Raw genomic sequence first — 23,803 nt, 5'->3', positions numbered from 1 at the left:
TTGCTCTGTAGAGCCGAGCCCACGCTCGGCTCTCGCGCGCGGCGCGGATTGAAAAGCAGCCGAGCGTGGGCTCGGCTCTACAGAAAATCGGCTCTACAGAAAAATCGCGCAGCGCAGGGAAAGCCGCCGGGCGTGGCCCGGCGCTACCGCTTTATGGACGCAGTTCGACACCGATGGCGTCGGCGGCATCACGCGCGATGGCTCGCGCTTCGTCGATGGTTTCAGCGCGCGCCAGGGTCACGCCCACGCGGCGATGACCATGCACGCTCGGCTTGCCGAACAGGCGCACGGCGGTGTCCGGCACCTGCAGCGCGGCGGCGACGTTGTTGAAGTACGGCACGCCCTCGCCGTGCGCCAGCAGTGCGCACGAGGCCGACGGACCGCTCTGGCGGATCAGCGGGATCGGCAGGCCGAGGATGGCGCGCGCATGCAGCGCGAACTCACTCAGCTCCTGCGATACCAGGGTCACCAGGCCGGTGTCGTGCGGGCGCGGCGACACTTCGCTGAACCACACTTCATCGCCCTTCACGAACAGCTCGACGCCGAACAGGCCCCAGCCACCGAGGTCGTCGGTAATCGCACGCGAGATCTCTTCGGCACGCGCCAGCGCCTTGTCCGACATCGGCTGCGGCTGCCAGCTTTCGCGGTAGTCACCATCCTTCTGCAGGTGGCCGATCGGTGCGCAGAACGAGGTGCCGCCGGCATGGCGCACGGTCAACAGGGTGATCTCGTAGTCGAAATCGATGAAACCTTCGACGATGCAGCGGCCGGCACCGGCACGGCCACCGGTCTGCGCGTAGTCCCAGGCCGGAGCGATGTCCGCCTCGCTGCGCAGCGTGCTCTGGCCCTTGCCCGAGGACGACATCACCGGCTTGACCACGCACGGCAGGCCGATGGCGGCCACCGCAGCGCGGTACTCGGCCTCGGTATCGACGAAGCGGTACGGCGAGGTCGGCAGGCCCAGGGTCTCGGCGGCCAGGCGGCGGATGCCCTCGCGGTCCATCGTCAGGCGCGCGGCACGCGCGGTCGGGATCACCCGCAGGCCCTGCTCCTGTTCCAGCTGCACCAGGGTCTCGGTGTGGATGGCCTCGATCTCCGGCACCACCAGGTGCGGCTGTTCCTGGGCGATCAGCGCGCGCAGGGCCATCGCGTCCAGCATGTCGATCACGTGCGAGCGGTGTGCGACCTGCATCGCCGGCGCATCGGCATAGCGGTCGGCGGCGATCACTTCCACGCCCAACCGCTGCAGCTCGATGGCCACCTCCTTGCCAAGCTCGCCCGAGCCCAGCAGCAGCACGCGGGTGGCGGAGGGGGACAACGGAGTTCCAAGCTTGGCCATGGCGGTTCCAGCAGCGATGTGAAGGCGGGTGGGCATTCTAGCTGGCCGACCGCCCCGGCCACGGCATCCGACGAACGGTAGTCGACAAGTGATATCACTTTGATATCTTCATCCCGAACCCTCAAGGACGTACCGCCATGAAAGAGAAGTCGCTTGCCTCCCTCAACGGCCTCGGCACCCTGGCCGGATCCCTGCTGGCCGCGCTGGCCGGCGGCGCACTGTTCGTGCTGGGGGTGGCGGCCAAGGCCAGCACCGGCTCGCCCAACCTGCTTCTGATGCTGGCCGGCGTGCTGGTGGTCGCTGCCGCGGTCTTCATCCTGGCCGGCCTGTACACCATCCAGCCCAACCAGGCGGCGGTGCTGAGCCTGTTCGGCAAGTACGTCGGCACCGTCAAGGACAACGGCCTGCGCTGGAACAACCCCTTCTACGCCAAGCGCCGGGTCAGCCAGCGCGTGCGCAACTTCGAAAGCGGCAAGCTGAAGGTCAACGAGCTGGACGGCAGCCCGATCGAGATCGCCGCAGTGATCGTCTGGCAGGTGGTCGACGCCTCCGAAGCGGTCTACAACGTGGACGACTACGAGAGCTTCGTGCACATCCAGTCCGAATCTGCGCTGCGTGCGATGGCAACCAGCTATCCCTACGACCAGCACGAGGACGGCCAGCTGGCCCTGCGCAGCCACGCCAGCGAGATCTCCCAGCACCTGAAGAACGAGCTGGCCGAGCGCCTGGCAGATGCGGGTGTGCAGGTGATCGACGCACGCATCAGCCACCTCGCCTACGCCGCTGAAATTGCCCAGGCCATGCTGCAGCGCCAGCAGGCCAACGCGGTGATCGCTGCACGCACGCGCATCGTGGCCGGTGCCGTCGGCATGGTCGAAATGGCCCTGGCCGAACTGCAGAAGAACGGCGTGGTTGAGCTGGACGAGGAGCGCAAGGCGCACATGGTCAGCAACCTGCTGACCGTGCTGTGCTCGGACCGCGGCACCCAGCCGATCGTCAACGCCGGTTCGCTGTACTGAACCACCCTCGCAACGGGGCGCCCCACCGCCCCGCCAGGAGTTTTCATGAGTGAGAAGAAAGCCTATCCGCTGCGCATCAACGCCGAGGTCCTGGCCGCGGCGCAGCGCTGGGCCGACGACGAGCTGCGCAGCCTCAACGCGCAGATTGAATACGTGCTGCGCGACGCACTGCGCAAGGCAGGACGCCTGCCAAAACCCACGCCATCGCCGGAGGACAAGGAATGAGCACGCGCTGGAGCTACCAGACGATCGAAGTGAAGACCACGATGATGGGCACCCTGAAGGCCGAAGACATCCAGAGTGAACTGACCCGCCAGGGACAGCTGGGCTGGGAACTGGTCAACGTCATCATCCCGGCGCCGATGCGCCCGGCCATGCTGGTCTTCAAGAAGGAACAGTAGCCATGTCGCGCCATCGCAGATTGCTCATGCTGTCACTGGCCCTGCTGAGCTGCCCGGCGATCGCCGCCGAACCGCAGCAGATCGCCAACCGCCTGCTCGATCACCTGCAGGCCGGGCGCGTGGCCGAAGCGGAAGCGATGTTCACGCCGCAGATGGCCCAGGCCGTGCCCGCCGAGAAACTGGGGGCTTTGTGGAATTCACTGGGCGCACTGCAGGATCGCGGCACCCTCCAGGTGAATACACAGCAGGACATGACGCTGGTGGTGGTGCCACTGAAGTTCGCCAGCGGCCGCGTCAATGCGCAGGTGGCGGTGGATGCACAGGACAAGGTGGCCGGCCTGATGCTGCGGCCCGCTGCGGCCGACAAGGCACCACCGCCGCCGGCCGATGCCACCTACAGCGAAGTGGACTTCAGCGTGCCGCAGGCGCGCGGCGCCCTGCCCGGCACCCTGGCACTGCCGAAGGGAAAAGGCCCCTTCCCGGCGGTGGTACTGGTGCATGGTTCGGGTCCGCAGGACCGCGATGAGACGATCGGTGGCAGTCGCCCGTTCCTGGATGTTGCCCGCGGCCTGGCCGCCCAGGGCATCGCCGTGCTGCGCTATGACAAGCGCACCCTCGCCCGTCCACGGGATTTCGCCAACGACCACTTCACCGTCGATGACGAAACCACGCTGGATGCGGAGGCCGCGCTGGCCAGCCTGGCTGCGGCCCCGAACATCGACCGCAAGCGCGTGTTCGTGATGGGGCACAGCCAGGGCGGCATGCTCGCCCCGCGCATCGCCACTCGCTGGCCACAGGCACGCGGCGCGATCCTGTGGGCTGCGCCCGCACGCACGCTGCTGGAACTGTTGCCGGAACAGAACCGCTACCTGATGGCACTGGACGGCAGCATCAGCGCACCGGAACAGGCCTTCCTCGACCGTCTTGACGCGCAGATCGCGGCGGCGCGCAGTGATGCACCGGCGCCAGCGAGCGAACTGCCACTGGGCGTTCCGCAGTCGTTCTGGAAGAGCGTGGAGGCGGTCAACGCACGGGCCGATGCACAGGCCCTGCACAAACCGATGCTGATGCTGCACGGCGGCCGCGATTTCCAGGTACCCGATGCCGACCGGGCGCTCTGGCAGAAGGCGCTGGCCGGCCGCAGCGACGTGCAATGGCGCGCGTATCCGGCGCTCAACCACATCGGCATTGCCGGCAGCGGTCCCAGCTCGCTGCAGGAATATGCACAACCGGGCCATGTCGATACAACGCTGATCGATGACGTGGCCACCTGGATCAAGGCGCAGCGATGAGCGGCAGCGATCCGAAACGCTTCGACGTGGCGGAAAGCTCACCGTTCCGCGTGCTCTGGGTGGTGCTGCCCCTGCTGCTGGCCTTCGCCATCAGCGTCTACGCGCAGCTGCACACCACCCGGGCCGACGCACCGTGGATGGAGGTGACCCTGTCGCCGCCGTGGTTCCGCATGGGCGGCAGCGCGGCATGGAGCCTGGTGGTGATTGCCGTGCTCGGCATCGGGCTGGGCCTGGCCTTCTTCAGGCGCCGGGTTGAGTTCGATGGCGACATGCTGGACGTGCGTTCAACGATGTACCGGCGGCGGGTGCCGGCGGCGCAGCTGCGCCTGGACCAGGCCGAGGTGGTCGACCTCGGCCACGATCGCCGCTATGGCATCCGTTTCAAGACCAATGGCTATTCGATGCCGGGCTTCCATTCCGGCCATTTCCGCCTGCAGGGCGGTGGCAAGGGTTTTGCACTGGTCACCGACCGCAGCCGCGTCCTGGTGCTGCCGGTACGCGATGGCAGCACCCTGCTGCTCAGCCTGGACCGGCCACAGGCGCTGCTGGAGGCACTGCGCAAGGTGGCCGCACCGGCACCGCAGCAGTAAGCTGAGGCGATGCAACGACGCCCGCCCCTGCTGATCAATACCGAAGCCATCGAGCTGTGGCCCGCCGATCTGCTGCGCGCACGCAGCAATCCGGATGCACGCCTGCTGTCGCAGGCGCAATGGGTGCTGCGGCGCAAGCGTGATGGCCGTTACCTGGCTGCGGTGCTGGCGCGCGGCGTCCATTCGCTGGTGCCGCGCCTGCCGCGCGAACCCGGCGTCGAGGAGGCCCTGGCGTTGCTGGACGCGCCGCTGGCACGGCCGCTCGCCACCTCACTGGAAGAACAATGGCTGCCGCTGGCTGGACTGCAGCAGCGCCTGCAGCAGCTTGGCCTGGATGCACAGCGCTACGCCGACGACAGCGGGCTGCCGCTCGAGCCGGAGCCCTGCCTGCTGCACTTCGCAGGCCGTGATCGTTTCGCCCGACCGCTGTGGCTGCGTCGCGGCGCCGCACAGGGCTGGCGCCGCATGCGCCTGCACGCAGCGCAGGATGGCATCGCACTGGACGCCATCTCCGGTTTCCGCAGCCATGCCTACCAGCTGGGAATCTTCGAGCGGAAGCTGGCACGCGGACTGAGCGTGGCGGAGATCCTGAAGGTCAATGCAGCGCCGGGCTTCAGCGAACATCACAGCGGCCATGCGCTGGATATCGGCACACCCGGGGACGCGCCCGCCGAGGAAGCGTTCGAAGCGACCGAGGCATTCGCCTGGCTGCAGGCCCATGCCGGTGAACACGGCTTCCAGCTGAGCTACCCGCGCGACAATCCGCACGGCATCGTCTACGAACCGTGGCACTGGTGCTGGAGACCGGCCAACGGCTGAGCCCCTCGTGGCAGCTGCACGGCGAAATTCATGAAGCTGTCCGGGCGGGCAGGCTGGACAGGGGACGCCGTGAATCCGTCCCTGGAGGCTTAGCCGCGCCATCCATGGCGCGGATACCCCTGCCCAGGCCACCCACCTGGCCTCTGACAGTTTCCGTGTGCGTCCGCCACGGGATGGAACAAGAGAGCAAAGACAAAAGCGGGTCGCTTCGCTCGAAGCCTCTATGACGGATCAGCGCGCGGCTGCTGGGTCCGCCTTCAAGCAAGCCGAGCACCGCAGGTCCGGCGAGGGCGAAGAGGTGCCTGCGATTCTGTAGAGCCGAGCCATGCTCGGCTGCTCTCCGCACCGTCCCTCGACGGGCCGAGGAGCGCAGGGGACCGGTGCGCAGCACCGGCTCGCGGTCGGCGGCGCGTTTCTTTTGGTTACTTTTCTTTTCGCGCGAAAAGAAAAGTAACGCCCATGAACCATCACGATCGCATCGGCATGGATCGGAGCGACAGCCCTGCGACCCTCACCGCCTCAACGCATTGATCGCCAGCAGCACCCATCCGGCCATCATGCTGGTGCCGCCAATCGGTGCCATCCGCGTCGGCCACTGCCACAACGCGCCGCCCACCAGGCTGCCGGAAAACAGCAGCACGCCCAACAGCAGCACGTACAGCGCCAGGTGCGCGATCGCGCCCTGCGCGCGTGGCCCGAGTGCCACCAGCACCGCGCCATGCGCGAACGCATACAGCGCCGCCATGTTCAGATGCTGCTGCGCCAGCGGGTCGGCCACACCGTGCGAGGCGTAGGCGGACAGGCCGATCGAGGCGGCCGCCAGCAGCGCGCCAACACAGGCCAGCAGGGAAGGCTTACGTGCGCGACGTTCCAGGTTGAACATGAGGGCTCCTTGCGCAGCGCCCTTTGCCGGGCGCCAGATGAAAAAAAACGCGCCGCAATGAGCGGCGCGTTTTCGTGTCCAACATTACATGGGTCAGCCGAGGCTTACTTGACGGCCCAGTAGATGTCGTAGGTACCTTCCGGGGTGAACGACTTGTCGATGCCGTCCTTCCAAGATTCGTACGGACGGTCGATCACTTCGTTGCCCGAGGTCACAGCCCAGGCGCGCAGGCCGTTGCGGGCCACGTCCAGACCCGCCATGTGGCCGGTGTAGGCCGCATGTGCCGAACGGTGCGGAGCAACATGCAGGTACTTCACCGGAGCGCCGCCGTCGATCTTGACGGTCAGGGCTTCAGCGGTGGCACCTTCGGCACCCTTCTTCTTCACCGGCTGGGCGACGTCGAAGGCGTACTTCTCCTGGCCGAAGTCGGTGGTGATGATGCGGAACGGACCGGCGGCTTCAAGGCCATTGGCCTCCATCACGCGCTTGATCCACTCCTGGTTGTCCTTGATGGACTTGGTGATCGTGTCCTGACCGCGGTCCACGTTACCGGCGTTGACGACCAGCAGGTCTTCCGCCGGCACATCAACGATGGCCAGATCGGTCAGCGGGGCTTCCGGGGTGCGGTAGTCGACGTTCGGCACGGTCGCCAGCATGTTGGCCATGCGCGACAGACCCATCTTGATGTCGTCGCCGATCTGGCGGCTGACATACAGGCCTGCGTAACGGCCGAACAGGTCGAAGCCGTACTTCACCGAGTAGTCCTGGGTGATCTTGACGTTACGGCCGCCCTTGCCGGTCGGCTCCAGGGTGAAGGTGGTGACCTTGTCGTGACCCTTGGTGGCGTCTTCGATGGCGATCGCAACGCGCTTGTTCTCTTCGGCGTCGGTGATCTTCCAGGAGCCGGTGCCCAGGTCCTTGGAGGTGAAGTCCAGGGTGGCGCCCTTGCCGGAGGCCGGGCCGGACAGCTTCAGTTCAACGGCGGGATCGCGCAGTACCAGCGGGTTCCAGTCCTTGAAGCGGCGCAGGCTGCTGACCGTGTCGTACACGATCGTCATCTTGCGGTTGGTCTCGATGCTTTCGGTGATGTGACGCTCGCCCGGCAGACAGACGCCAATAATGACGAACAGGCCAGCCACGATCCCCAAGGCGATCAGGAACTCGATAATACGGGTCATTCAGAGAGTCTCCGGGGCCGATCCCACGGCCGGGTTGATTGAAGCGAAGCGCCAATCCTAGCAGGCTTCGCGGGCATTGTTTATCGGGATTGGCGCACCGGTTTCCCTGCCGGCTGCGTATTTGTATGGACAAAGAATTCGAAGGGTAACGCATACCGCTACCCGGCAAGTAGGGGGCAACCTTGGCCGGAACCCCCTGCGACCATCCAAGTCTTTGTACCGAAACGATTTTTCTCAGACCAACTGGAGTTCGAACGCCTTCAGTACGGCACGCGTACGGTCGCGCACGCCCAGCTTGGAGAGGATGTTGGAGACGTGGTTCTTGATGGTCCCCTCGGCTACACCCAGCGAATTGGCGATCTCCTTGTTGGAGAAGCCACTGGCCATCAGCCGAAGGATCTCGGTCTCGCGGTCGGTCAGCGGATCCGGGCGGTCCAGGCTGACGAACTCGTTGCGCATGTGCTCCAGGCCCGACAACAGGCGCTGGGTCACCGCCGGCTGCACCAGCGAGCCGCCCTCGGCCACGGTGCGGATGGCACCGACCAGCTGTGCCAGGGTGACGTCCTTGAGCAGGTAGCCCTTGGCACCGGCCTTGAGGCCGGCCAGCACCAGCTGATCGTCGTCGAAGGTGGTGAGGATGATGGTCGGCGGCAGCTGTTCCTGCCGCGACAGCACCTGCAGCGCTTCCAGCCCGGACATCACCGGCATGCGCATGTCCATCAGGACCACGTCGGGGCGCACCTGCGGGATCAGCTCCACCGCCTGCCGGCCATCGCCGGCCTCGGCCACCACCTCGATGCCGTCGTCGAGTGCCAGCAGGGAGCGGATTCCCTGCCGCACCAGGGTTTGGTCATCAACCAGGCAGACGCGAATCATCAACGCACTCCTTCAGGAACCTTGGTAAGGGCCGCCACCAGCACCGTTGCCGGCACCGTCGCCCGCAGCCGGAAACCTTCACCGGGGCGGGTTTCGATCTGCAGCTGGCCACCACATTGTTGCAGGCGCTCGCGCATGCCGCGCAAGCCATTGCCCACGTTGACCATGTCCGCGCCGACACCATCGTCGCGGGCCTCCACCACCACACGGTCCGGGGCTTCACGGTACACCTTGATCCACAGGTGGCGCGCACCGGCGTGGCGCACCGCGTTGGTGATGATCTCCTGCGTGCAGCGCAGCAGGACATGGGCCCGCTGGGGGTCCTCCACGTTCAGCGGGTCCTCGATGTCCAGCTGGATGTCCAGCGAGGGCACGTTCTCGGTCAGCGGGCGCAGCGCCGCGGCCAGGTCGATCGCGCCGGTCTCGCGCAGCTGGCTGACCACCTCGCGCACGTTGCCCAGCAGCAGTTTGGCCAAGGTGTGGGAGCGCTTCACGTGCTCCAGCGCCTGCCCTTCGGCCAGGTGCCCGGCCACTTCCAGGTTCAGGGTCAGCGCGGTCAGCTGGTGGCCCAGCAGATCATGCAGTTCACGCGAAATGCGGGTGCGCTCGTTGACCCGCGCGCTCTCGGCCAGCAGGGCACGGGTCGCGCGCAACTCCGAATTGAGCCGGCGCTGCTCGTCGCGGGCCTCGGTCTGCTGCCGCGCGACCAAGCTGGTCACGAAGATGAACATGGAGAAGCCGCCGTACAGCAGCGACTGCATCACCGCTTCGAACAGCGGGAAGCGCAGCAGCATGTAATAGACCGGAGCCACGGCCAGCTGGCTGACCAGCAGCCACAGCACCCCCAGCCGCACCGACAGCATCCACGGAATGACCCCGGCGGCCACCATCATCAGGATGCTGCCCAGACCCGAACCGCTGAGGAAGCTGACCCCCAGCGCCGAGACCGTCAGCAACAGCAGCAGGCCGCGGTCCAGCCAGCTGGTGGGGCTGTCGCTGCGAAGGATGCGGGTCAACCAGTAGTAGGCCGTGCCGAAGGACAGGTAGGCGACGAACAGCAGGACCGCCCAGCCGCCCATGTCACCGCGGCTGTGCAGGTTCTCGAACTGCGAGTACGCCAGGGGCAGGCCGACCATGACCCAGGTGAACAGGCCGGCCAGGCGGAGGACGCGGGTATGGCTGAGGACTCCCAACATGCCAGCACTCTACGGGCCCGGCCTGCATCGCGCACTCCCACGGAAGTCATGCCTCCGCGGTCGCCTGTTCATGCCGCAGCTCACCCCGGGCATGCAATAATCGTGCGCAGGGTCCCTTGATGGACCAACCGCGTTACCCCACGGAGTCACAATGTCGATTGTCATCCGCGACGTGCGCGAGCACGAGCTCGATTCCGTCCTGGCTTTGAACAACAACGCTGGCCTGGCCATCCTTCCCCTGGATGCGGCCCGCCTGCGCCTGTTCTATGAAACCGCTGAGTATTTCCGCGTCGCCGAGCGCGACGGCAACCTGGCCGGCTTCCTGATCGGCTTCGGCAGCGACAGCCAGCACGACAGCAGCAATTTCGCCTGGTTCAAGCAGCAGCTGGACACCCCGTTCTTCTATATCGACCGCATCGTGGTCGCCAGCCGCCGTCGCGGTGGCGGCGTCGGCCGTGCGTTCTATGCCGACGCGCAGAGCTTCGCCGAGCTGCGCTACCCGCAGATGACCTGCGAAGTCTTCCTCGACCATGGCGCCGATGCCGCCCTTCTCTTCCACGGCAGCTTCGGCTTCCGCGAGCTGGGCCAGAACACGATGCCCCAGGTCGATGTGCGCGCCAGCATGCTGGCCAAGGAACTGTGCAGCTACCCTTGGGTCCAGGAGACCTACGGCGACAAGCTGCCGGATGTGGCATGGACACGCGCCCGGCAGCTGCCGGCGCAGGCACAGCGGCCGACGGGGACCTGAGCGTGGCGGTGAATTTCGATTACGAACAGGCGGGTGAACTGAAGATCGGCCAGGTGGGCATCGCCAACCTGCGCGTCCGTACCCTTGATGTCGAGCGCCTCGTGCAGGAAATGCGCGAGCGCGTGACCCGCGCGCCGAAGCTGTTCGGCCGCGCCGCGGTGATCCTCGACTTCGGCGGCCTGAGCCAGGTCCCGGACGTGGCCACCGCGCAGGCGCTGGTCGACGGCCTGCGCAGCGCGGGCGTGCTGCCGGTGGCACTGGCCTACGGCACCAGCGCGGTCGATCTGCTCTCGCAGCAGCTCGGCCTGCCGCTGTTGGCCAAGTTCCGCGCGCAGTACGAGCGTGCCGAGGCCGAGCCGGCCCCGCCGCCGCCCGCACCGGAACCGCGCCGCGCGGCCCGTGCCGAACCGAAGCCGGCCCCGGCAACGCCGCTGGCCAAGGTGGCCGACGCCGCTGCGCCGCAGCCGGGGCGCATGCAGCTGGGCAACGTGCGTTCGGGCCAGCAGCTGTACGCCGAAAACTGCGACCTGACCGTGATGGCCACCGTCGGCGCCGGCGCCGAGGTCATCGCCGATGGCAGCATCCATATCTACGGCACCCTGCGCGGCCGCGCGCTGGCGGGGGCCCAGGGCAACACCGCGGCACGCATTTTCTGCCGTGATTTCCATGCGGAACTGGTCGCCATTGCAGGCCATTACAAGGTACTGGACGATGTCCCGGACACCCTGCGCGGCAAGGCCGTGCAGGTGTGGCTGGAACAGGACCAGATCAAGATCGCTGCGCTGGACTGACGCAGCACCCAAACAGAATCATCAGGAGAAGTCCTTTGGCTGAAATCATCGTAGTCACCTCCGGCAAGGGCGGCGTCGGCAAGACCACTTCCAGCGCGAGCCTGGCCTGCGGCCTGGCGCGGCGCGGCAAGAAGGTGGCGGTGATCGACTTCGACGTCGGCCTGCGCAACCTCGACCTGATCATGGGCTGCGAACGCCGCGTGGTGTATGACTTCGTCAACGTCGTGCACGGCGAAGCGACCCTCAAGCAGGCCCTGATCAAGGACAAGCGCTTCGACAACCTGTACGTGCTGGCTGCCTCGCAGACCCGCGACAAGGACGCGCTGACCCAGGAAGGCGTGGGCAAGGTCCTGAAGGACCTGGCTGCCGACGGCTTCGACTACATCATCTGCGACTCCCCGGCCGGCATCGAGAAGGGCGCCTTCCTGGCGATGTACTTCGCCGACCGCGCGGTGGTGGTGGTGAACCCGGAAGTGTCTTCGGTGCGCGACTCGGACCGCATCATCGGCCTGCTCGACTCGAAGACCCACAAGGCCGAGTCCGGCCAGGACGTGCCGGCCTTCCTGCTGCTGACCCGCTACACCCCGCTGCGCGTGGAAAGCGGCGAGATGCTGAGCATCGCCGACGTCGAGGAAGTCCTCGGCCTGAAGGCGATCGGCGTGATTCCGGAATCGGGCGACGTGCTCAACGCCTCCAACAAGGGCGAGCCGGTCATCCTGGATGTCGAATCCGCTGCCGGCCAGGCCTATGAAGACGCCGTCGCGCGCATCCTCGGCGAAGAACGCCCGATGCGCTTCACCAACGTCGAGAAGAAGGGCTTCTTCAGCAAGCTGTTCGGAGGGTAAGCATGGGCCTGTTTGATTTCCTCAAAGCGAAGAAGACCACCGCCGAAACCGCCAAGAACCGCCTGCAGATCATCATTGCGCAGGAACGCAGCCACCGCGGTGGCCCGGACTACCTGCCGCTGCTGCAGCGCGAGCTGCTGGAAGTGATCAAGAAGTACGTGAACATCGACGTCGATGCGGTGAAGGTCGACCTGGTGAAGGATGGCCAGCACGACGTGCTGGACATCTCCGTGGCGCTGCCTGAAGGCCCGGACAAACCCTGATCCCCTGCCCCGCCCGTGCCTGCATGGGCGGGGCTGCCTGACCCGCATGACCGATACGACAGCCGCCGTGGACATCACCTGCGTGGGCGACATCGCCTTCGCCGATGCGCAGCGCCTGCTCGCCGCACACGGCCTTCGGCTGCACCACGTGGCGGCGGGCGAGCCGATTCCCGGCAGCTACTGGGGCGAACCCGAGGCGGGCATCATCGCCAGCAACGTCTATGTACGCGATGACACGCCCGTGCACTCGATGCTGCATGAGGCCTGCCACCTGATCGTACTGCCGCCGGAGCGGCGGGCGCAGGTGCATACCGATGCCACCGACTCGGTGGCCGAGGAAGACGCGACCTGCTACCTGCAGATCGTGCTGGCCGGGCAGCTGCCCGGCGTCGGCAGCCAGCGGCTGATGGCCGACATGGATGCCTGGGGGTATACGTATCGGCTGGGGTCTACGAAGGCGTGGTTCGAACAGGACGCCGAAGACGCGAAAGCGTGGTTGATCGAACGCGGGCTGCTGCAGGCGGCGTAACCGCCATCCACGCATGGCGTGGATCTACTGTAGAGCCGAGCCCATGCTCGGCTGCATCTGTATTTGTGCAGCTAACAGCGAAGAGCAGCCGAGCATGGGCTCGGCTCTACAGGATCTGCCCCCATCGTCCCGTGCGCGATCAGCCCTGCCCGGCCAGCGCGCGCAGGGTGATGCCGACGATATAGGCCAGGTAGGTGCCGGTGGCGTAGCCCATCGTGCCCAGCAGCACGCCCACCGGTGCCAATGCCGGATGGAACGCCGCGGCCACCACCGGCGCCGAGGCCGGGCCACCGATGTTCGACTGCGAACCGATGGCGAAGTAGAAGAACGGCACCTTCAGCAGCTTGCCCAGGCACCACAGCAGCACGATGTGCACGCTGATCCAGATGATGCCCAGCAGGAACAGCCACGGGCGATCCAGCAGCGCCAGCAGATCCATCTGCATACCGATGCAGGCGATCAGGAAGTACAGCAGCAGCGAGCCCAGGCGCGAGGCGCCCGCGCCTTCCAGGTTGCGCGCACGGGTGAAACTGAGGCTGAGGCCCAGCGTGGTCGACAGCACCACCACCCACACGAACGGTGCGTCCAGGCTGAACTGCGCGGCCCAGCCGACGTTGGCCTTGAACCACGCCGCCAGCGGCGCGCCAATGGCGTGGGCCAGGCCTACACCACCAAAGGCCACCGCCACGATCAGCATCAGGTCGGTGAGGCTGGGAATGCGCTCGTGTTCGGCCTGGAAGCGCGCGATGCGCTCCTTCAGTTCATCGATGGCCGAGGTATCGGCGCCACTGCGTGCATCGATCTTCGCGGCACGCCCGGCCAGGAAGATCAGCGCGGCCATCCACACGTAGCCGACACCCACGTCGACCACCGCGAACTGGCCGAACGTGGTGGCGTTGACGTCGAACACTTCGCGCATCGCCAGCATGTTGGCGCCGCCACCGATCCAGCTGCCCGCCAACGCGGCCATGCCGGCCCAGGTGTCGCCGGCCACGGTTTCCGGATGCACCGCGCGCATCAGCAGGAAGGCCACTACCGCGCCGAGCATGATGCTGGCCGATGCGCCCAGGTACATCAGCACCAGCTTCGGGCCGAGCCGCAGGATGCCCTTGATGTCCACCGCCAGCGTCAGCAGGATCAGCGCCGCCGGCAGCAGGATGTCGCGCGCGATCGGGTTGTAGAGCTTGGTGTTCTGCCCGTCGATCAGGCCGACGGTGTTGTAGATGCCGGGAATCAGGTAGCACAGCAGCAGCGCCGGCACGAAGGTGTAGAAGCGCTTCCACAGGCCCTGCTCGCGCGAGGCGGTCCAGAACACGGCGCCGAGGGTGGCGGCGATCAAACCGAAGACGACGATGTCGTTCTGGATCAGAGCAGTCGAAGGCATGCATGCGCTCATGTAGAGCCGAGCCATGCTCGGCTGCTGTTGGCGGGAAAGGAGGCACAGAGCAGCCGAGCATGGCTCGGCTCTACAACAAGCAGAGCGCCGCCCCGGGGGGGCGGCGCTGGACCGGCTTATTCGCCGATGTGCTGCTTCAGCCAGGCGTTGACGGTGTCATGCCACAGGATGCTGTTGTTCGGCTTCAGCACCCAGTGGTTTTCATCCGGGAAGTACAGGAACTTCGATTCGATGCCCTGACGCTGGGCAGCGGTGAACGCGGCCAGGCCCTGCTCGACCGGGATGCGGAAGTCCTGCTGGCCATGGATCACCAGGATCGGCTTCTTCCAGTCCGCCACGTGGTTGACCGGGTTGAACTTCTCGTAGTTCGCGGCCTTCTGGTACGGCGTACCGCCCTGCTCCCACTCGGTGAACCACAGTTCTTCGGTGGCGTAACCCATCATGCGCTGGTCGAACACGCCATCGTGGTTGACCAGGCACTTGAACGGGCCGTTCCAGTTGCCGGCGATCCAGTTGACCATGAAGCCGCCGTAGCTGGCGCCCAGCGCACAGGCCTTGTCACCGTTGAGGAAGGAATACTTCTTCAGCGCCGCGTCCCAGCCCTTCTGCAGGTCTTCCAGCGGACGGTCGCCCCAGTGCTGGCTGATCGCATCGGTGAAGGCCTGGCCATAGCCGGTGGAACCGTGGAAGTCGATCATCACCACGGCGTAGCCCTGGCCCGCGTAGGTCTGCGGATTCCAGCGGTAGCTCCAGCCGTTGCCGAAGCTGCCTTGCGGACCACCGTGGATCAGGAACGCGACCGGGTAGGACTTGCCTTCCTGGTAGTTGTGCGGCTTGACCACGTAGCCGTGCACGGTGTCGTTGTTCCAGCCCTTGAACTCGAACTGCTCGTAGTCGCCGAAGGACACGTCCTTCAGCACGTCGCCAGCGGCCGGGGTCAGCGCGCGCAGCTCGCCGATCGCCTGGCCCGCGGCCGGGAGCAGGCCGACCAGCACCTGGTCGTTGCTCTTCAGGCTGTTGCGGGTGATCGCCACGCTGTTGCCGGCCACGTCGACTGCGGTGACGCTGCCGTCGCCGATCAGCTTGGTGGCCTTGCCGCTGGCCACGTCGATCTGGAACAACGGGTGCTCGCCGAGGTCATCGGCGGTGGTATAGATGCTGGCGCCGTCGGCGGACAGGGTGATGCCACCGGCCGAACGGTCCCACTGCGGGGCGATCTCGCGGGTCTTGCCGCTGGCCAGGTCCATCGCCATCAGGCCGAAGCGGTCGGCCTCGAAGCCCGGGCGCTTCATCGCACGGTAGAACAGGGTCTTGCCGTCGGCGCTGAACACCGGACCGGCATCCCAGGCCGGGTTGGACGCGGTCAGGTTGACCGGCGCCTGCTTGCCGGCCGCGTCGAAGCGGTACAGGTCGAAGTTGGTCGACCACGGCTCCTGCTTGCCGGCCACGCGGATGCTGGCCACCACGCTGGCGCCATCCGGCGACCACACGAAATCGTCATTGCCACCGAACGGCTTGGACGGCGCATCACCATCGATGGTGGCGCTCAGCGCCGAAGCGCCCTTGACCGGACCGGCCTTGGCGGCCGGCAGCGGCGCCACGAACAGGGTGTTGCGGCGGCCGTCGTTCCAGGTGTCCCAGTGGCGTACGAACAACGAATCGAAGACCTTGCCGCTGGCCTTGGCACCGGCCACATCCTTCAGCTTCTTCTCGGTGCAGGCCAGGTCCGAGGCACAGGCCTGGAACACGCCGGCGCTGAACAGCACGCGGTCGTCCTGCGGCGACACGTGGTAGCTGTCCACGTCGACCGCGAAATCGGTCAGCTGGCGTGGCGTGCCGCCGTTGAGCGGCTGCGCGTACAGCTGCTGGCTGCCGTTCTTGGCGCTGAGGAAATACACCGTCTGGCCATCAGCCGACAGCGAGGCCGAATTGACGCTCCAGCCAGCCGGGGTGATCTGCTTCGGCGGCGCCGCGTCGCGGGTGCGAAGGTTACGCGCGAACAGCGCGGTGGAGGCCTTCAGGTTGGCATCGACGCTGCGCTTGGCGAACACCACGGTGCCACCGTCCGCGGTCAGCACCGGCGCGGAGACGCGGTCCATGGCCACCATGTCACGGACTTCCAGGCCACGGGCAGCGGCAACGCTGGGAAGGGCGGCCAGCAGGCTCAGTGGCAGCAGGGCATGACGCAGTTTCATCGGGGTCTCCGCAGGACGGCAAAAAACCGATGTTAGGCCCGCGCGGCCGGAGCTGCCAAGGCCATCGGTCATGGCTGCGGGCGGGCAGCCGCCAGAAACAGCAAACCCCGCCGGGGCGGGGTTTGCAGGTGGGCCCCGGGGGGGGGGGCAGAGCCCTTCCCTGCGGGAAGGGATCCGACCCCATTGCTTACGCCTTGGCGTACTTGCCGGTGCGGTAGATCAGCCAGCCGACCAGGAACAGCACGGCCAGGCCAATCCACTGCGCGCCCGGCAGGTGGAACGGCACGGCCAGCACGTCCGCACGGCTGCTGACCACGATCGGAATCGCGATGGCGATGCCCATCAGTGCCTCGCCGGTGATCAGGCCCGCGGCAAACAGCACGCCCGGCTTGTGCACGCGGTCGCGACCTTCTTCGTCATCGGCGCGCACCTTGTGGAAGCGCTCCACCAGGTGGGCGATCAGGCCACCGAGGAAGATCGGTACCATCAGTTCCAGCGGCAGGTAGATGCCGATGGCGGCGGCCAGCACCGGCACGCGGAAACGAGCGTTGCGCGACTTCAGCCAGCTGTCGAAAGCGATGATCGCGGCGCCGACCACGGCACCGATGCCGATGAAGGTCCACGGCAGTTCGCCACCGAACAGGCCCTTGGCCACCGAGGCCATCAGGTTGGCCTGCGGCGCAGCCAGCGCATTCGGGTGCAGCTCGGACTTCACGCCGATGCCGTAGGCAGTGGCCAGCAGGTTCAGTACCGGGGCCATGATCAGCGCGCACGAGAACGCACCGATGCCCAGCATCAGCTGCTGCTTCCACGGAGTGGCACCGACGATGTAGCCGGCCTTGAGGTCCTGCAGGTTGTCACCGCCGACCGCGGCGGCGCAGCACACCACCGCGCCGATCATGATCGCGGCCACCGCACCCAGCGGCGCACCGCCGGCACCGACCGGCTTCAGGCCGTCGGCACCGAGCAGCACGACCAGCACGGCCGAGGCGAACAGGATGGTGGAGATGGTGATGCCCGAGACCGGGTTGTTGGACGAGCCGATCAGGCCGGCCAGGTAGGCCGAGACCGACACGAACAGGAAGCCGGCGACGATCATGATGAGGGTCATCGGGATCGACACGTGCCACTGGCCGACGATGGCCTGGTACAGGGCCAGCAGCGGCAGCACGAAGGCCACCAGGGCGACCAGCATCCACTTCATCGGCAGGTCGCGTTCGGTGTGCGCCAGCACCAGACCACCGCTCTTGCGGGCTGCCGCGAAGCCACTCTTGACGCCGTTCAGCAGCGACTTGCGCAGCGAGATCAGGGTCCAGATGCCGCCGATCAGCATTGCGCCGACACCCAGGTAACGCATCTTCGCGCCCCAGATGGCGAACGCGGCTTCGGTGGACGAAGCGGTGGCAACCGACGCGGCCAGTGCCGGATCGGTGTTCATGAAGAACGCCTGGTAGATCGGAATGGCGATGTGCCAGGTCAGGATCGAGCCGGACACCACCACGATGCCGACATTGAGGCCGACGATGTAACCCACGCCCAGCAGTGCCGGCGACAGGTTGGTACCGATGAAGGCGGTGACCTTGGAGCTGCCGACGTAGGCCGAGGTGGCCCAGGCGTCCGGGATCAGTCGCATCCCGCTTTCCGCGGCCAGCTTGACGAAGGCACCGATCACCGCCGACAGGCCGAGGATCTTCAGGCCCGGGCCCGGGTTCTCACCGGCCTTGAGCACTTCGGCCGCAGCCTTGCCTTCCGGGAACGGAAGCGGGTCTTCGACGATCATCGAACGGCGCAGCGGCACCGAGAACAGCACGCCCAGCAGGCCACCCAGGCCGGCGATGCCCAGCACCCACCAGTACTTGAAGTCCGGCCAGTAGCCCATGATCACCAACGCCGGAATGGTGAAGATCACACCGGCGGCGATGGACGAACCGGCCGAGGCGCCGGTCTGCACGATGTTGTTCTCAAGGATGGAGCCACCACCCAGCAGGCGCAGCACGCCCATGGATATCACCGCGGCGGGAATGGCGGTGGCGATGGTCAGGCCTGCGAACAGACCGAGGTAGGCGTTTGCGGCCGACAGCACCACCGCCAGCACGATGGCCAGGGCCACTGCGCGGAAGGTGAGCTGCTTGGGCGCAGCGTCGTGGTTCATGGAAGCCCCTGCTGGCAAAAAATCCCTGCCACGCTAGCGTTCAGGACAGATCAAGTCCAGCGTGCCAAAGGATGGGGGCGTGTGCTGCAGCGCAATGGGCCAGTATGTGGACCGGCAATCGACCGACCCGGCAAAGTCCGGTTGGGTACACAGCAATTGATATGTTATATCTTAATGATACCTTGTTGTTACTGCATCGCATGCCCCCTTCCCCCTCCCCTCGCCTGGCCTCCATCGACCAGCTGCGCGGCACCGTGACGCTGTTGATGTTGCTCGACCACGTGCGCGAGACCTTCTTCCTGCAGCACCAGGTAAGCGACCCGATGGACGCGGCGACGGTCTCCCCTGCGCTGTTCACCTGCCGTCTGCTGGCGCACCTGTGTGCGCCCGTGTTCGTCCTGTTGACCGGCCTGTCGGCCTGGCTGTACGGCCAGCGCCAGGCGGATCCGCGCCGGGCCACCGCAGCCTTCCTGCTCAAGCGCGGGCTGTTCCTGGTCGTGCTGGAACTGACCCTGGTGAATTTCGCCTGGACCTTCCAGCTGCCGCCGGACACGCTGTACCTGCAGGTGATCTGGGCCATCGGGCTGAGCATGATCGCGCTGGCCGGGCTGCTTTGGCTGCCACGCCCGGCCCTGCTGGTGCTGGCAATCGCGGTGGTGGCCGGGCACAACCTGTTCGACGGCTTACGGGTGCAAGGCAATGGCCTGCTGGCGGTGCTGTGGAAAGTGCTGCACCAGCGCGACTGGATCGAGGCCGGTGCGCTGCGCCTGCGCACGTCCTATCCGCTGCTGCCCTGGATCGGGGTGATCGCACTGGGCTACCTCATGGGGCCGTGGTTCGGTCGCGAGCGCGCGCCAGAGCAGCGCCAGCGCTGGCTGCTGTGGGCAGGCATCGGCGCGCTGGCCCTGTTCGCACTGCTGCGATTCGCCAACCAGTACGGGGATGCACCGTGGCAGTACCAGACCGCGACGCTGCGCACCTGGCTGAGCATCCTCAACATCACCAAGTATCCGCCGTCATTGCAGTTCCTGCTGCTGACCCTGGGCGTGGGCCTGTTGCTGTTGCGCCTGTACGAATGGCCACCCCTGGCGCGTGCGCTGCGCCCGCTGGCCGATATCGGCGCCGCGCCGATGTTCTTCTACCTGCTGCACCTGTATGTGCTGAAGGGGCTGTACCTGGCCGCGCTGGCGATCTGGGGACCGACGCACGGTGACCTGTACGCACTGGATTCGGTGGCCGGCCTGCTGCTGGTGGCCTGTGCGCTGGCGGTGGTGCTGTACCCGCCGACGCGGGCCTTCGCGCGGTTCAAAGCGCGAAGGCGCGATCTGCCGTGGTTGCGATACCTGTGAGCAGCGGCAGCCGGGTGGGCGCCATCCATGCATGGCGTGGATCCACTGAAAGCGGATCGGGCCACAGGCCTATAATTCCGCGATGAATTCCACCGCTATCGCTTCCGACGATTTCCTGGGCCACCCCAAGGGCGTCTACGTCTGCTTCTTCACTGAAATGTGGGAGCGCTTCTCCTTCTACGGCATGAAGGCGCTGCTGCTGCTGTACCTGACCAAATACCACCTGTTCGGCGACAAGGCCGGCCTGGACCTGCTCGGTGCCTACGGTGGCCTGGTGTACTGCATCCCGGTATTCGGCGGCATGCTGGCCGACCGCTGGCTGGGCATGCGCCGGGCGGTGCTGTTCGGCGGCATCCTGCTGGTGCTCGGCCACCTCGGCATGGCCTTCGAGGGCCACGCGGCGTACCGGGTCAACGGTGAGGTGGTGCGCGACACCTCGGCGCTGGCGGTGACCTACGTGTCGCTGGCACTGATCATCATGGGCGTGGGCTTCCTGAAGCCGAACATCTCCACCATCGTCGGCAAGCTCTACGCCAAGGACGATCCGCGCCGCGATTCGGGTTTCTCGCTGTTCTACGCCGGCATCAACCTGGGCGCGCTGTTCTCGTCCCTGGTGTGCGGTTTCCTCGGCGAAGCCTACGGCTGGAAATACGGCTTCGGTGCCGCGGGTATTGGCATGCTGGCCGGCCTGGCGATGTTCCTGTGGGGACAGAAGTACCTGCAGGGCCACGCCGAACCGCCACAGCCGGCCGCGCTGAAGCAGAAGGTGCTGGGCCTGCCCCGCGAATGGCTCATCTATCTGTGCGCGGTGCTCGGTGTGCTGCCGGTGGCATGGCTGATGTGGGCGGCTGGCAATGGCGCGTTCGCGCTCGGCGGTGAAATCAGCCTGGCGTTGATGCTGATGCTGGTGGTGCTGGGCGGCGTGCTGGTCTGGTTCGCCTGGTTCACCGGCGCGAAATGCACGCCGGTACAGCGCCAGCAGATGATCGCGCTGATGGTGCTGATCTTCATGGCCCTGGTGTTCTTCACGATGTACGAGCAGTCGTACGGCTCGTGGGTGACCTTCACCGACCGCCTGCTGACCAAGGACATCGTGCCCTCGCTGGTGATCACCGGCGGCACGCCGCTGCCGTGGTCGATCCTCTCGCTGCTGCTGGCACCGCTCGGCTTCGTGGTGAGCGCGCGGTTGTCCGAGCGCCGTCCGGGGTCGGCGGCGCCGCGCACCTTCTTCGCCGCCATCGTCGTGCTGATGCTGGTGCTGCTGGTGCGCGACTGCCTGGTGATTCCGCAGACCGCCGGCTCGCTCACCTATCTCGGCGGCCTGTTCCTGGTGCTGCTGGCACCGGCCTTCGCCGCACTGTGGACGTGGATGGACCGCCGCGGCTGGGAGCCGGGCAAGCCGGTGAAGTCGGCCTGGGGCCTGGTGATCGGCGCGCTCTCGTTCGTGCCGCTGGCGCTGGCCGCGCAACAGGTTGGCGCCACTGGCGAGATGGCCAGCGTGTGGTGGCTGGTGCTGGCCTACTTCCTGCTGGCCAGCGGCGAGATGTGCCTGTCGCCGGTCGGCCTTTCCGCAGTGACCCAGCTGGCCGTGCCGCGGGTGATGAGCCTGATGATGGGCACCTGGTTCCTGGCCACCGCGTTCTCGGAAACGCTGGCCGCGCTGTTCGGCAAGCTGGCGGCAATCGAGGTGCCGGAAGGCGAATCGCTGGACATGGTGGCCGCGGCTGGTGCCTACGCGCACCTGTTCTGGCTGCTGATGTGGATCGGCCTCGGCTGCGCGCTGGCGGCTTTCATCGCCGCGCCGTTGCTGAAGAAGATGATGCACGGGGTGAAGTAACCCCACGCACAGGCAGGAACCGGGGCGGCGGATGAATCATCGGCCGCCCTTTGCGTTACGGCGCCTTGCCCTTGCTGTCCGGTGCCGTGGCGGTCTTGCCGCCGAGGCTGCGCGACAGGAACGCCAGCAGCTTGCCGTAGTACTCGCTGCGATGGGCCTCGGTATAGAAGCCGTGCCCTTCGGTCTTGTAGTACAGGCTTTCCACCGGTGTACCGGCACGCTTGAGCGCCGCTTCCATGCGCTCGGTGTGCTGGATCGGAGCACGCTTGTCTTGACCACCGGCTGCCAGGAACACCGGCACCTTGATCCGCTCGGCCAGGTTGACCGGCGAGACCGCGGCCAGTGTGGCCGGATCACCCAGCCACTCGCGCAGGTAGCTCATTCCGGAATCGCGGTCCTGGATGTCGCCGTCAGTAAACATCAGCGGCAGGTCGTAGACGCCCACATAGCCGGCCGCGCACTGGTACAGCCCCGGCTCGCGCGCGGCGCCCATCATCGCCGAATAGGCGCCGTAGCTGGCGCCGTAGATGCAGATGCGCTTGGGATCGGCGATGCCTTCGCTGATCGCCCAGCGCGTGGCGTCAGTCACGTCGTCCTGCATCGCGCGCCCCCACTGTTGCTGTGCTGCCCGGCTGTGGGCACGGCCATAGTTGCCCGAACCGCGGAAATTGATCTGCAGCACGGCGTAGCCGGCGGCGGCCAGCAGCTGGTTCTCGTGATTGAAACCACCGTTGTCGAATATCCCGATCGGCCCGCCATGCGGCACCACCACCATCGGCAGGTCGCGGCCGGTACTGCCATGTGGGACTGTCAGGAATCCATGGAGCTCCAACCCATCGCGCGCCTTCAGCAGGACCGGCCGCACCGACGCCGTGGTCTGCGGGTCAATCCATTCGCTGCGCGCCATCAGGAAGCGCGCCTGGTTGCGGTCGCGGTCGTACAGGTAGAACTCGCCCGGATTGGAGCCGGACCCGGTTTCCACCAGCAGGCGGCGACCGTCGCGGGTACTGGAGGTGATGAACACTGCACGCCCGGGGAAGGCCGCTTCCAGGCTCCGGTACAACCGCGCCTCCTCGGAGTTCTCGTCGAAGAACCGGGTATGCGGTGTGTTTCCCAGGAACAGCGCGCCGACCGGCACAGTGCTGCCCGGGCGGTGGATCAGTCGCGCCGGATCGACGACCTCGTCGCGCAGCACGACCTTGCGCTCCTGCGTGGCCGGGTTCCAGCTGACGATGGCATCGGGGCCGCTGGCCTGCTCGCTGAGCAGGTAGGCCAGCTGGCCGTCGGCGGAAAAGCCCAGCGACGCCTCGCTGCGGCCACTGCGTTTCTCATCATTGACCAGCACCCAATCACCACCGTTGCGGTGGTAGAGCCGATGGACATTGTCGGTTCCGGCGCCCTGTACAAAACGCACGTCGCCTCGGGCATCCACCACATAGGAGGCACCCGGCATGGGCGCGCGGGCCAGCAGCCGCTGCTTGCCGCTTGCCAGTTCCAGCTGGGCCGCATAGCCGTTGGCATCCAGCCGCGATCCGCCTACCGCGATGACCACGTGGGCATCATCGCCGGGCAGCGCGTCACTGAGGAACGCAGCAGCCGACGTCCGGTACTTGGGCCGCACGCGCAGGCCAAGATCGCGGTAGCCCACCAGTAGTTCCGGTCGCCCGGTGCGCGCATCCAGTGTCAGCAGCTCGCCGGTGGCCCAGGGCGCATCGCGGGTGCCGAACTTCTGCGCCAGACCGAACATCACCTGATCGTTGTTGACCCAGTGCATGTTGAAGACATGCGAATTGAGGGGCGGGCGCAGATTGCCCACCGGCGTGTTGTCGTCCGTACGGAGGATGATCACAGCGGTGAAGCCGTCCGCAGGCACGGTCGCGGCGAGATAGTCGCCTCCGGGAGAAAGCATGACATCGCCGAACTTGTCCGCTCGCACATAGGCGCCCAGATCGACCGCAGCAGCGGTTCCACCCCATAGTCCCGCCACGATGAGGGCGGCCAGCCAGCGCTTGTGCATCCATCTCTCCCCTGCCTGGACCCCTTGTCCCGGCTGGCCGATTCTAGGCAGGCCAGTGCCCGGCCCGCCAGTGGCCCACAAAAAACGA

Annotated in this window: 22 protein-coding genes; 13 read left to right on the top strand and 9 right to left on the bottom strand. The window is 66.6% G+C overall.

The window, feature by feature from the left end:
- Nucleotides 1–151 precede the first annotated feature (151 nt).
- Nucleotides 152–1,339 (bottom strand): formate-dependent phosphoribosylglycinamide formyltransferase, encoded by a 1,188-nt coding sequence (gene purT, locus ACZK29_RS05875; protein WP_111204061.1) that lies wholly within the window; start codon nt 1,337–1,339, stop codon nt 152–154.
- 137 nt (nt 1,340–1,476) lie between these two features.
- On the opposite strand from purT, the gene ACZK29_RS05870 reads away from it, so the two are divergent.
- The 6 genes from ACZK29_RS05870 to ACZK29_RS05845 are packed head-to-tail and all read left to right on the top strand — an operon-like array spanning nt 1,477 to nt 5,460.
- Nucleotides 1,477–2,358 carry an SPFH domain-containing protein gene (locus ACZK29_RS05870; protein WP_019659308.1) on the top strand — a complete coding sequence of 294 codons (882 nt, stop codon included), beginning with the start codon at nt 1,477–1,479 and terminating at the stop codon, nt 2,356–2,358.
- A 45-nt stretch (nt 2,359–2,403) separates the two neighbouring features.
- Nucleotides 2,404–2,583, top strand: coding sequence for a type II toxin-antitoxin system antitoxin (locus tag ACZK29_RS05865; protein WP_005408543.1), 180 nt, complete (start codon nt 2,404–2,406; stop codon nt 2,581–2,583).
- Nucleotides 2,580–2,759, top strand: a complete 180-nt coding sequence (locus tag ACZK29_RS05860; protein ID WP_049427821.1) for a DUF4177 domain-containing protein — start codon at nt 2,580–2,582, stop codon at nt 2,757–2,759. Before ACZK29_RS05865 ends, ACZK29_RS05860 begins: the two co-directional genes overlap by 4 nt.
- A 2-nt stretch (nt 2,760–2,761) precedes the next feature.
- Complete coding sequence (locus ACZK29_RS05855; RefSeq protein ID WP_239504022.1) at nt 2,762–4,051, top strand: alpha/beta hydrolase; 1,290 nt, start codon at nt 2,762–2,764, stop codon at nt 4,049–4,051.
- Entirely contained in the window at nt 4,048–4,641 is a 594-nt protein-coding gene (locus tag ACZK29_RS05850; protein ID WP_111204059.1) for a PH domain-containing protein, read from the top strand. Before ACZK29_RS05855 ends, ACZK29_RS05850 begins: the two co-directional genes overlap by 4 nt.
- A 9-nt stretch (nt 4,642–4,650) precedes the next feature.
- Nucleotides 4,651–5,460 (top strand): M15 family metallopeptidase, encoded by an 810-nt coding sequence (locus ACZK29_RS05845; protein WP_111204058.1) that lies wholly within the window; start codon nt 4,651–4,653, stop codon nt 5,458–5,460.
- Between the two features lie 511 nt (nt 5,461–5,971).
- On the opposite strand, the gene ACZK29_RS05840 is transcribed toward ACZK29_RS05845, so the two are convergent.
- The 4 genes from ACZK29_RS05840 to ACZK29_RS05825 form a co-directional block, all read right to left on the bottom strand.
- Nucleotides 5,972–6,343: a DUF423 domain-containing protein gene (locus tag ACZK29_RS05840; RefSeq protein ID WP_180881002.1), complete on the bottom strand. Its 372-nt coding sequence runs from the start codon at nt 6,341–6,343 to the stop codon at nt 5,972–5,974.
- 104 nt (nt 6,344–6,447) lie between these two features.
- Nucleotides 6,448–7,521 carry a polyketide cyclase gene (locus tag ACZK29_RS05835; RefSeq protein WP_164147131.1) on the bottom strand — a complete coding sequence of 358 codons (1,074 nt, stop codon included), beginning with the start codon at nt 7,519–7,521 and terminating at the stop codon, nt 6,448–6,450.
- A gap of 234 nt (nt 7,522–7,755) precedes the next feature.
- On the bottom strand, nt 7,756–8,397 hold the full coding sequence (locus ACZK29_RS05830; protein WP_005408537.1) for a response regulator: 642 nt from the start codon (nt 8,395–8,397) through the stop codon (nt 7,756–7,758).
- Nucleotides 8,397–9,593, bottom strand: coding sequence for a sensor histidine kinase (locus ACZK29_RS05825; RefSeq protein WP_111204055.1), 1,197 nt, complete (start codon nt 9,591–9,593; stop codon nt 8,397–8,399). Before ACZK29_RS05825 ends, ACZK29_RS05830 begins: the two co-directional genes overlap by 1 nt.
- Before the next feature lie 151 nt (nt 9,594–9,744).
- Between ACZK29_RS05825 and ACZK29_RS05820 the strand changes: the two genes are divergently transcribed.
- From ACZK29_RS05820 to ACZK29_RS05800, 5 genes are read left to right on the top strand one after another with little or no spacing between them, the layout of a single operon-like run.
- Complete coding sequence (locus tag ACZK29_RS05820; protein WP_014036357.1) at nt 9,745–10,341, top strand: GNAT family N-acetyltransferase; 597 nt, start codon at nt 9,745–9,747, stop codon at nt 10,339–10,341.
- Complete coding sequence (gene minC, locus ACZK29_RS05815) at nt 10,287–11,132, top strand: septum site-determining protein MinC (protein ID WP_111204054.1); 846 nt, start codon at nt 10,287–10,289, stop codon at nt 11,130–11,132. The genes ACZK29_RS05820 and minC overlap by 55 nt, the downstream gene beginning before the upstream one ends.
- Before the next feature lie 35 nt (nt 11,133–11,167).
- Nucleotides 11,168–11,977, top strand: coding sequence for a septum site-determining protein MinD (minD, locus tag ACZK29_RS05810; protein WP_005415682.1), 810 nt, complete (start codon nt 11,168–11,170; stop codon nt 11,975–11,977).
- Nucleotides 11,978–11,979: 2 nt separating this feature from the next.
- Nucleotides 11,980–12,240 carry a cell division topological specificity factor MinE gene (minE, locus tag ACZK29_RS05805; protein ID WP_005408532.1) on the top strand — a complete coding sequence of 87 codons (261 nt, stop codon included), beginning with the start codon at nt 11,980–11,982 and terminating at the stop codon, nt 12,238–12,240.
- A 46-nt stretch (nt 12,241–12,286) separates the two neighbouring features.
- The gene (locus ACZK29_RS05800; RefSeq protein WP_111204053.1) at nt 12,287–12,769 is read left to right on the top strand and encodes a hypothetical protein; all 483 of its coding nucleotides are present in this window, start codon (nt 12,287–12,289) and stop codon (nt 12,767–12,769) included.
- Between the two features lie 139 nt (nt 12,770–12,908).
- On the opposite strand, the gene ACZK29_RS05795 is transcribed toward ACZK29_RS05800, so the two are convergent.
- From ACZK29_RS05795 to ACZK29_RS05785, 3 genes are all read right to left on the bottom strand, one after another.
- Nucleotides 12,909–14,153: a DUF819 family protein gene (locus ACZK29_RS05795; RefSeq protein ID WP_312570278.1), complete on the bottom strand. Its 1,245-nt coding sequence runs from the start codon at nt 14,151–14,153 to the stop codon at nt 12,909–12,911.
- A gap of 128 nt (nt 14,154–14,281) precedes the next feature.
- The gene (locus ACZK29_RS05790; protein WP_478446792.1) at nt 14,282–16,360 is read right to left on the bottom strand and encodes a S9 family peptidase; all 2,079 of its coding nucleotides are present in this window, start codon (nt 16,358–16,360) and stop codon (nt 14,282–14,284) included.
- Nucleotides 16,361–16,547: 187 nt separating this feature from the next.
- Nucleotides 16,548–18,512 (bottom strand): OPT family oligopeptide transporter, encoded by a 1,965-nt coding sequence (locus ACZK29_RS05785; RefSeq protein ID WP_478446791.1) that lies wholly within the window; start codon nt 18,510–18,512, stop codon nt 16,548–16,550.
- Nucleotides 18,513–18,712: 200 nt separating this feature from the next.
- Here ACZK29_RS05785 and ACZK29_RS05780 point away from each other — a divergent pair, with 200 nt between their 5' ends.
- The gene (locus ACZK29_RS05780; protein WP_478446790.1) at nt 18,713–19,861 is read left to right on the top strand and encodes an acetyltransferase domain-containing protein; all 1,149 of its coding nucleotides are present in this window, start codon (nt 18,713–18,715) and stop codon (nt 19,859–19,861) included.
- A gap of 82 nt (nt 19,862–19,943) precedes the next feature.
- Nucleotides 19,944–21,698, top strand: coding sequence for a peptide MFS transporter (locus ACZK29_RS05775; protein ID WP_478446789.1), 1,755 nt, complete (start codon nt 19,944–19,946; stop codon nt 21,696–21,698).
- 55 nt (nt 21,699–21,753) lie between these two features.
- Here the strand turns inward: ACZK29_RS05775 and ACZK29_RS05770 are convergent, their stop codons facing one another.
- Nucleotides 21,754–23,715: an alpha/beta hydrolase family protein gene (locus ACZK29_RS05770; protein WP_111204047.1), complete on the bottom strand. Its 1,962-nt coding sequence runs from the start codon at nt 23,713–23,715 to the stop codon at nt 21,754–21,756.
- Nucleotides 23,716–23,803 lie beyond the last annotated feature (88 nt).

This window comes from Stenotrophomonas sp. 89682_Sma (assembly GCF_056481405.1).
The sequence above is the reverse complement of the archived record's forward strand: the minus strand, read 5'-3'. Positions and strand labels throughout refer to the sequence as shown.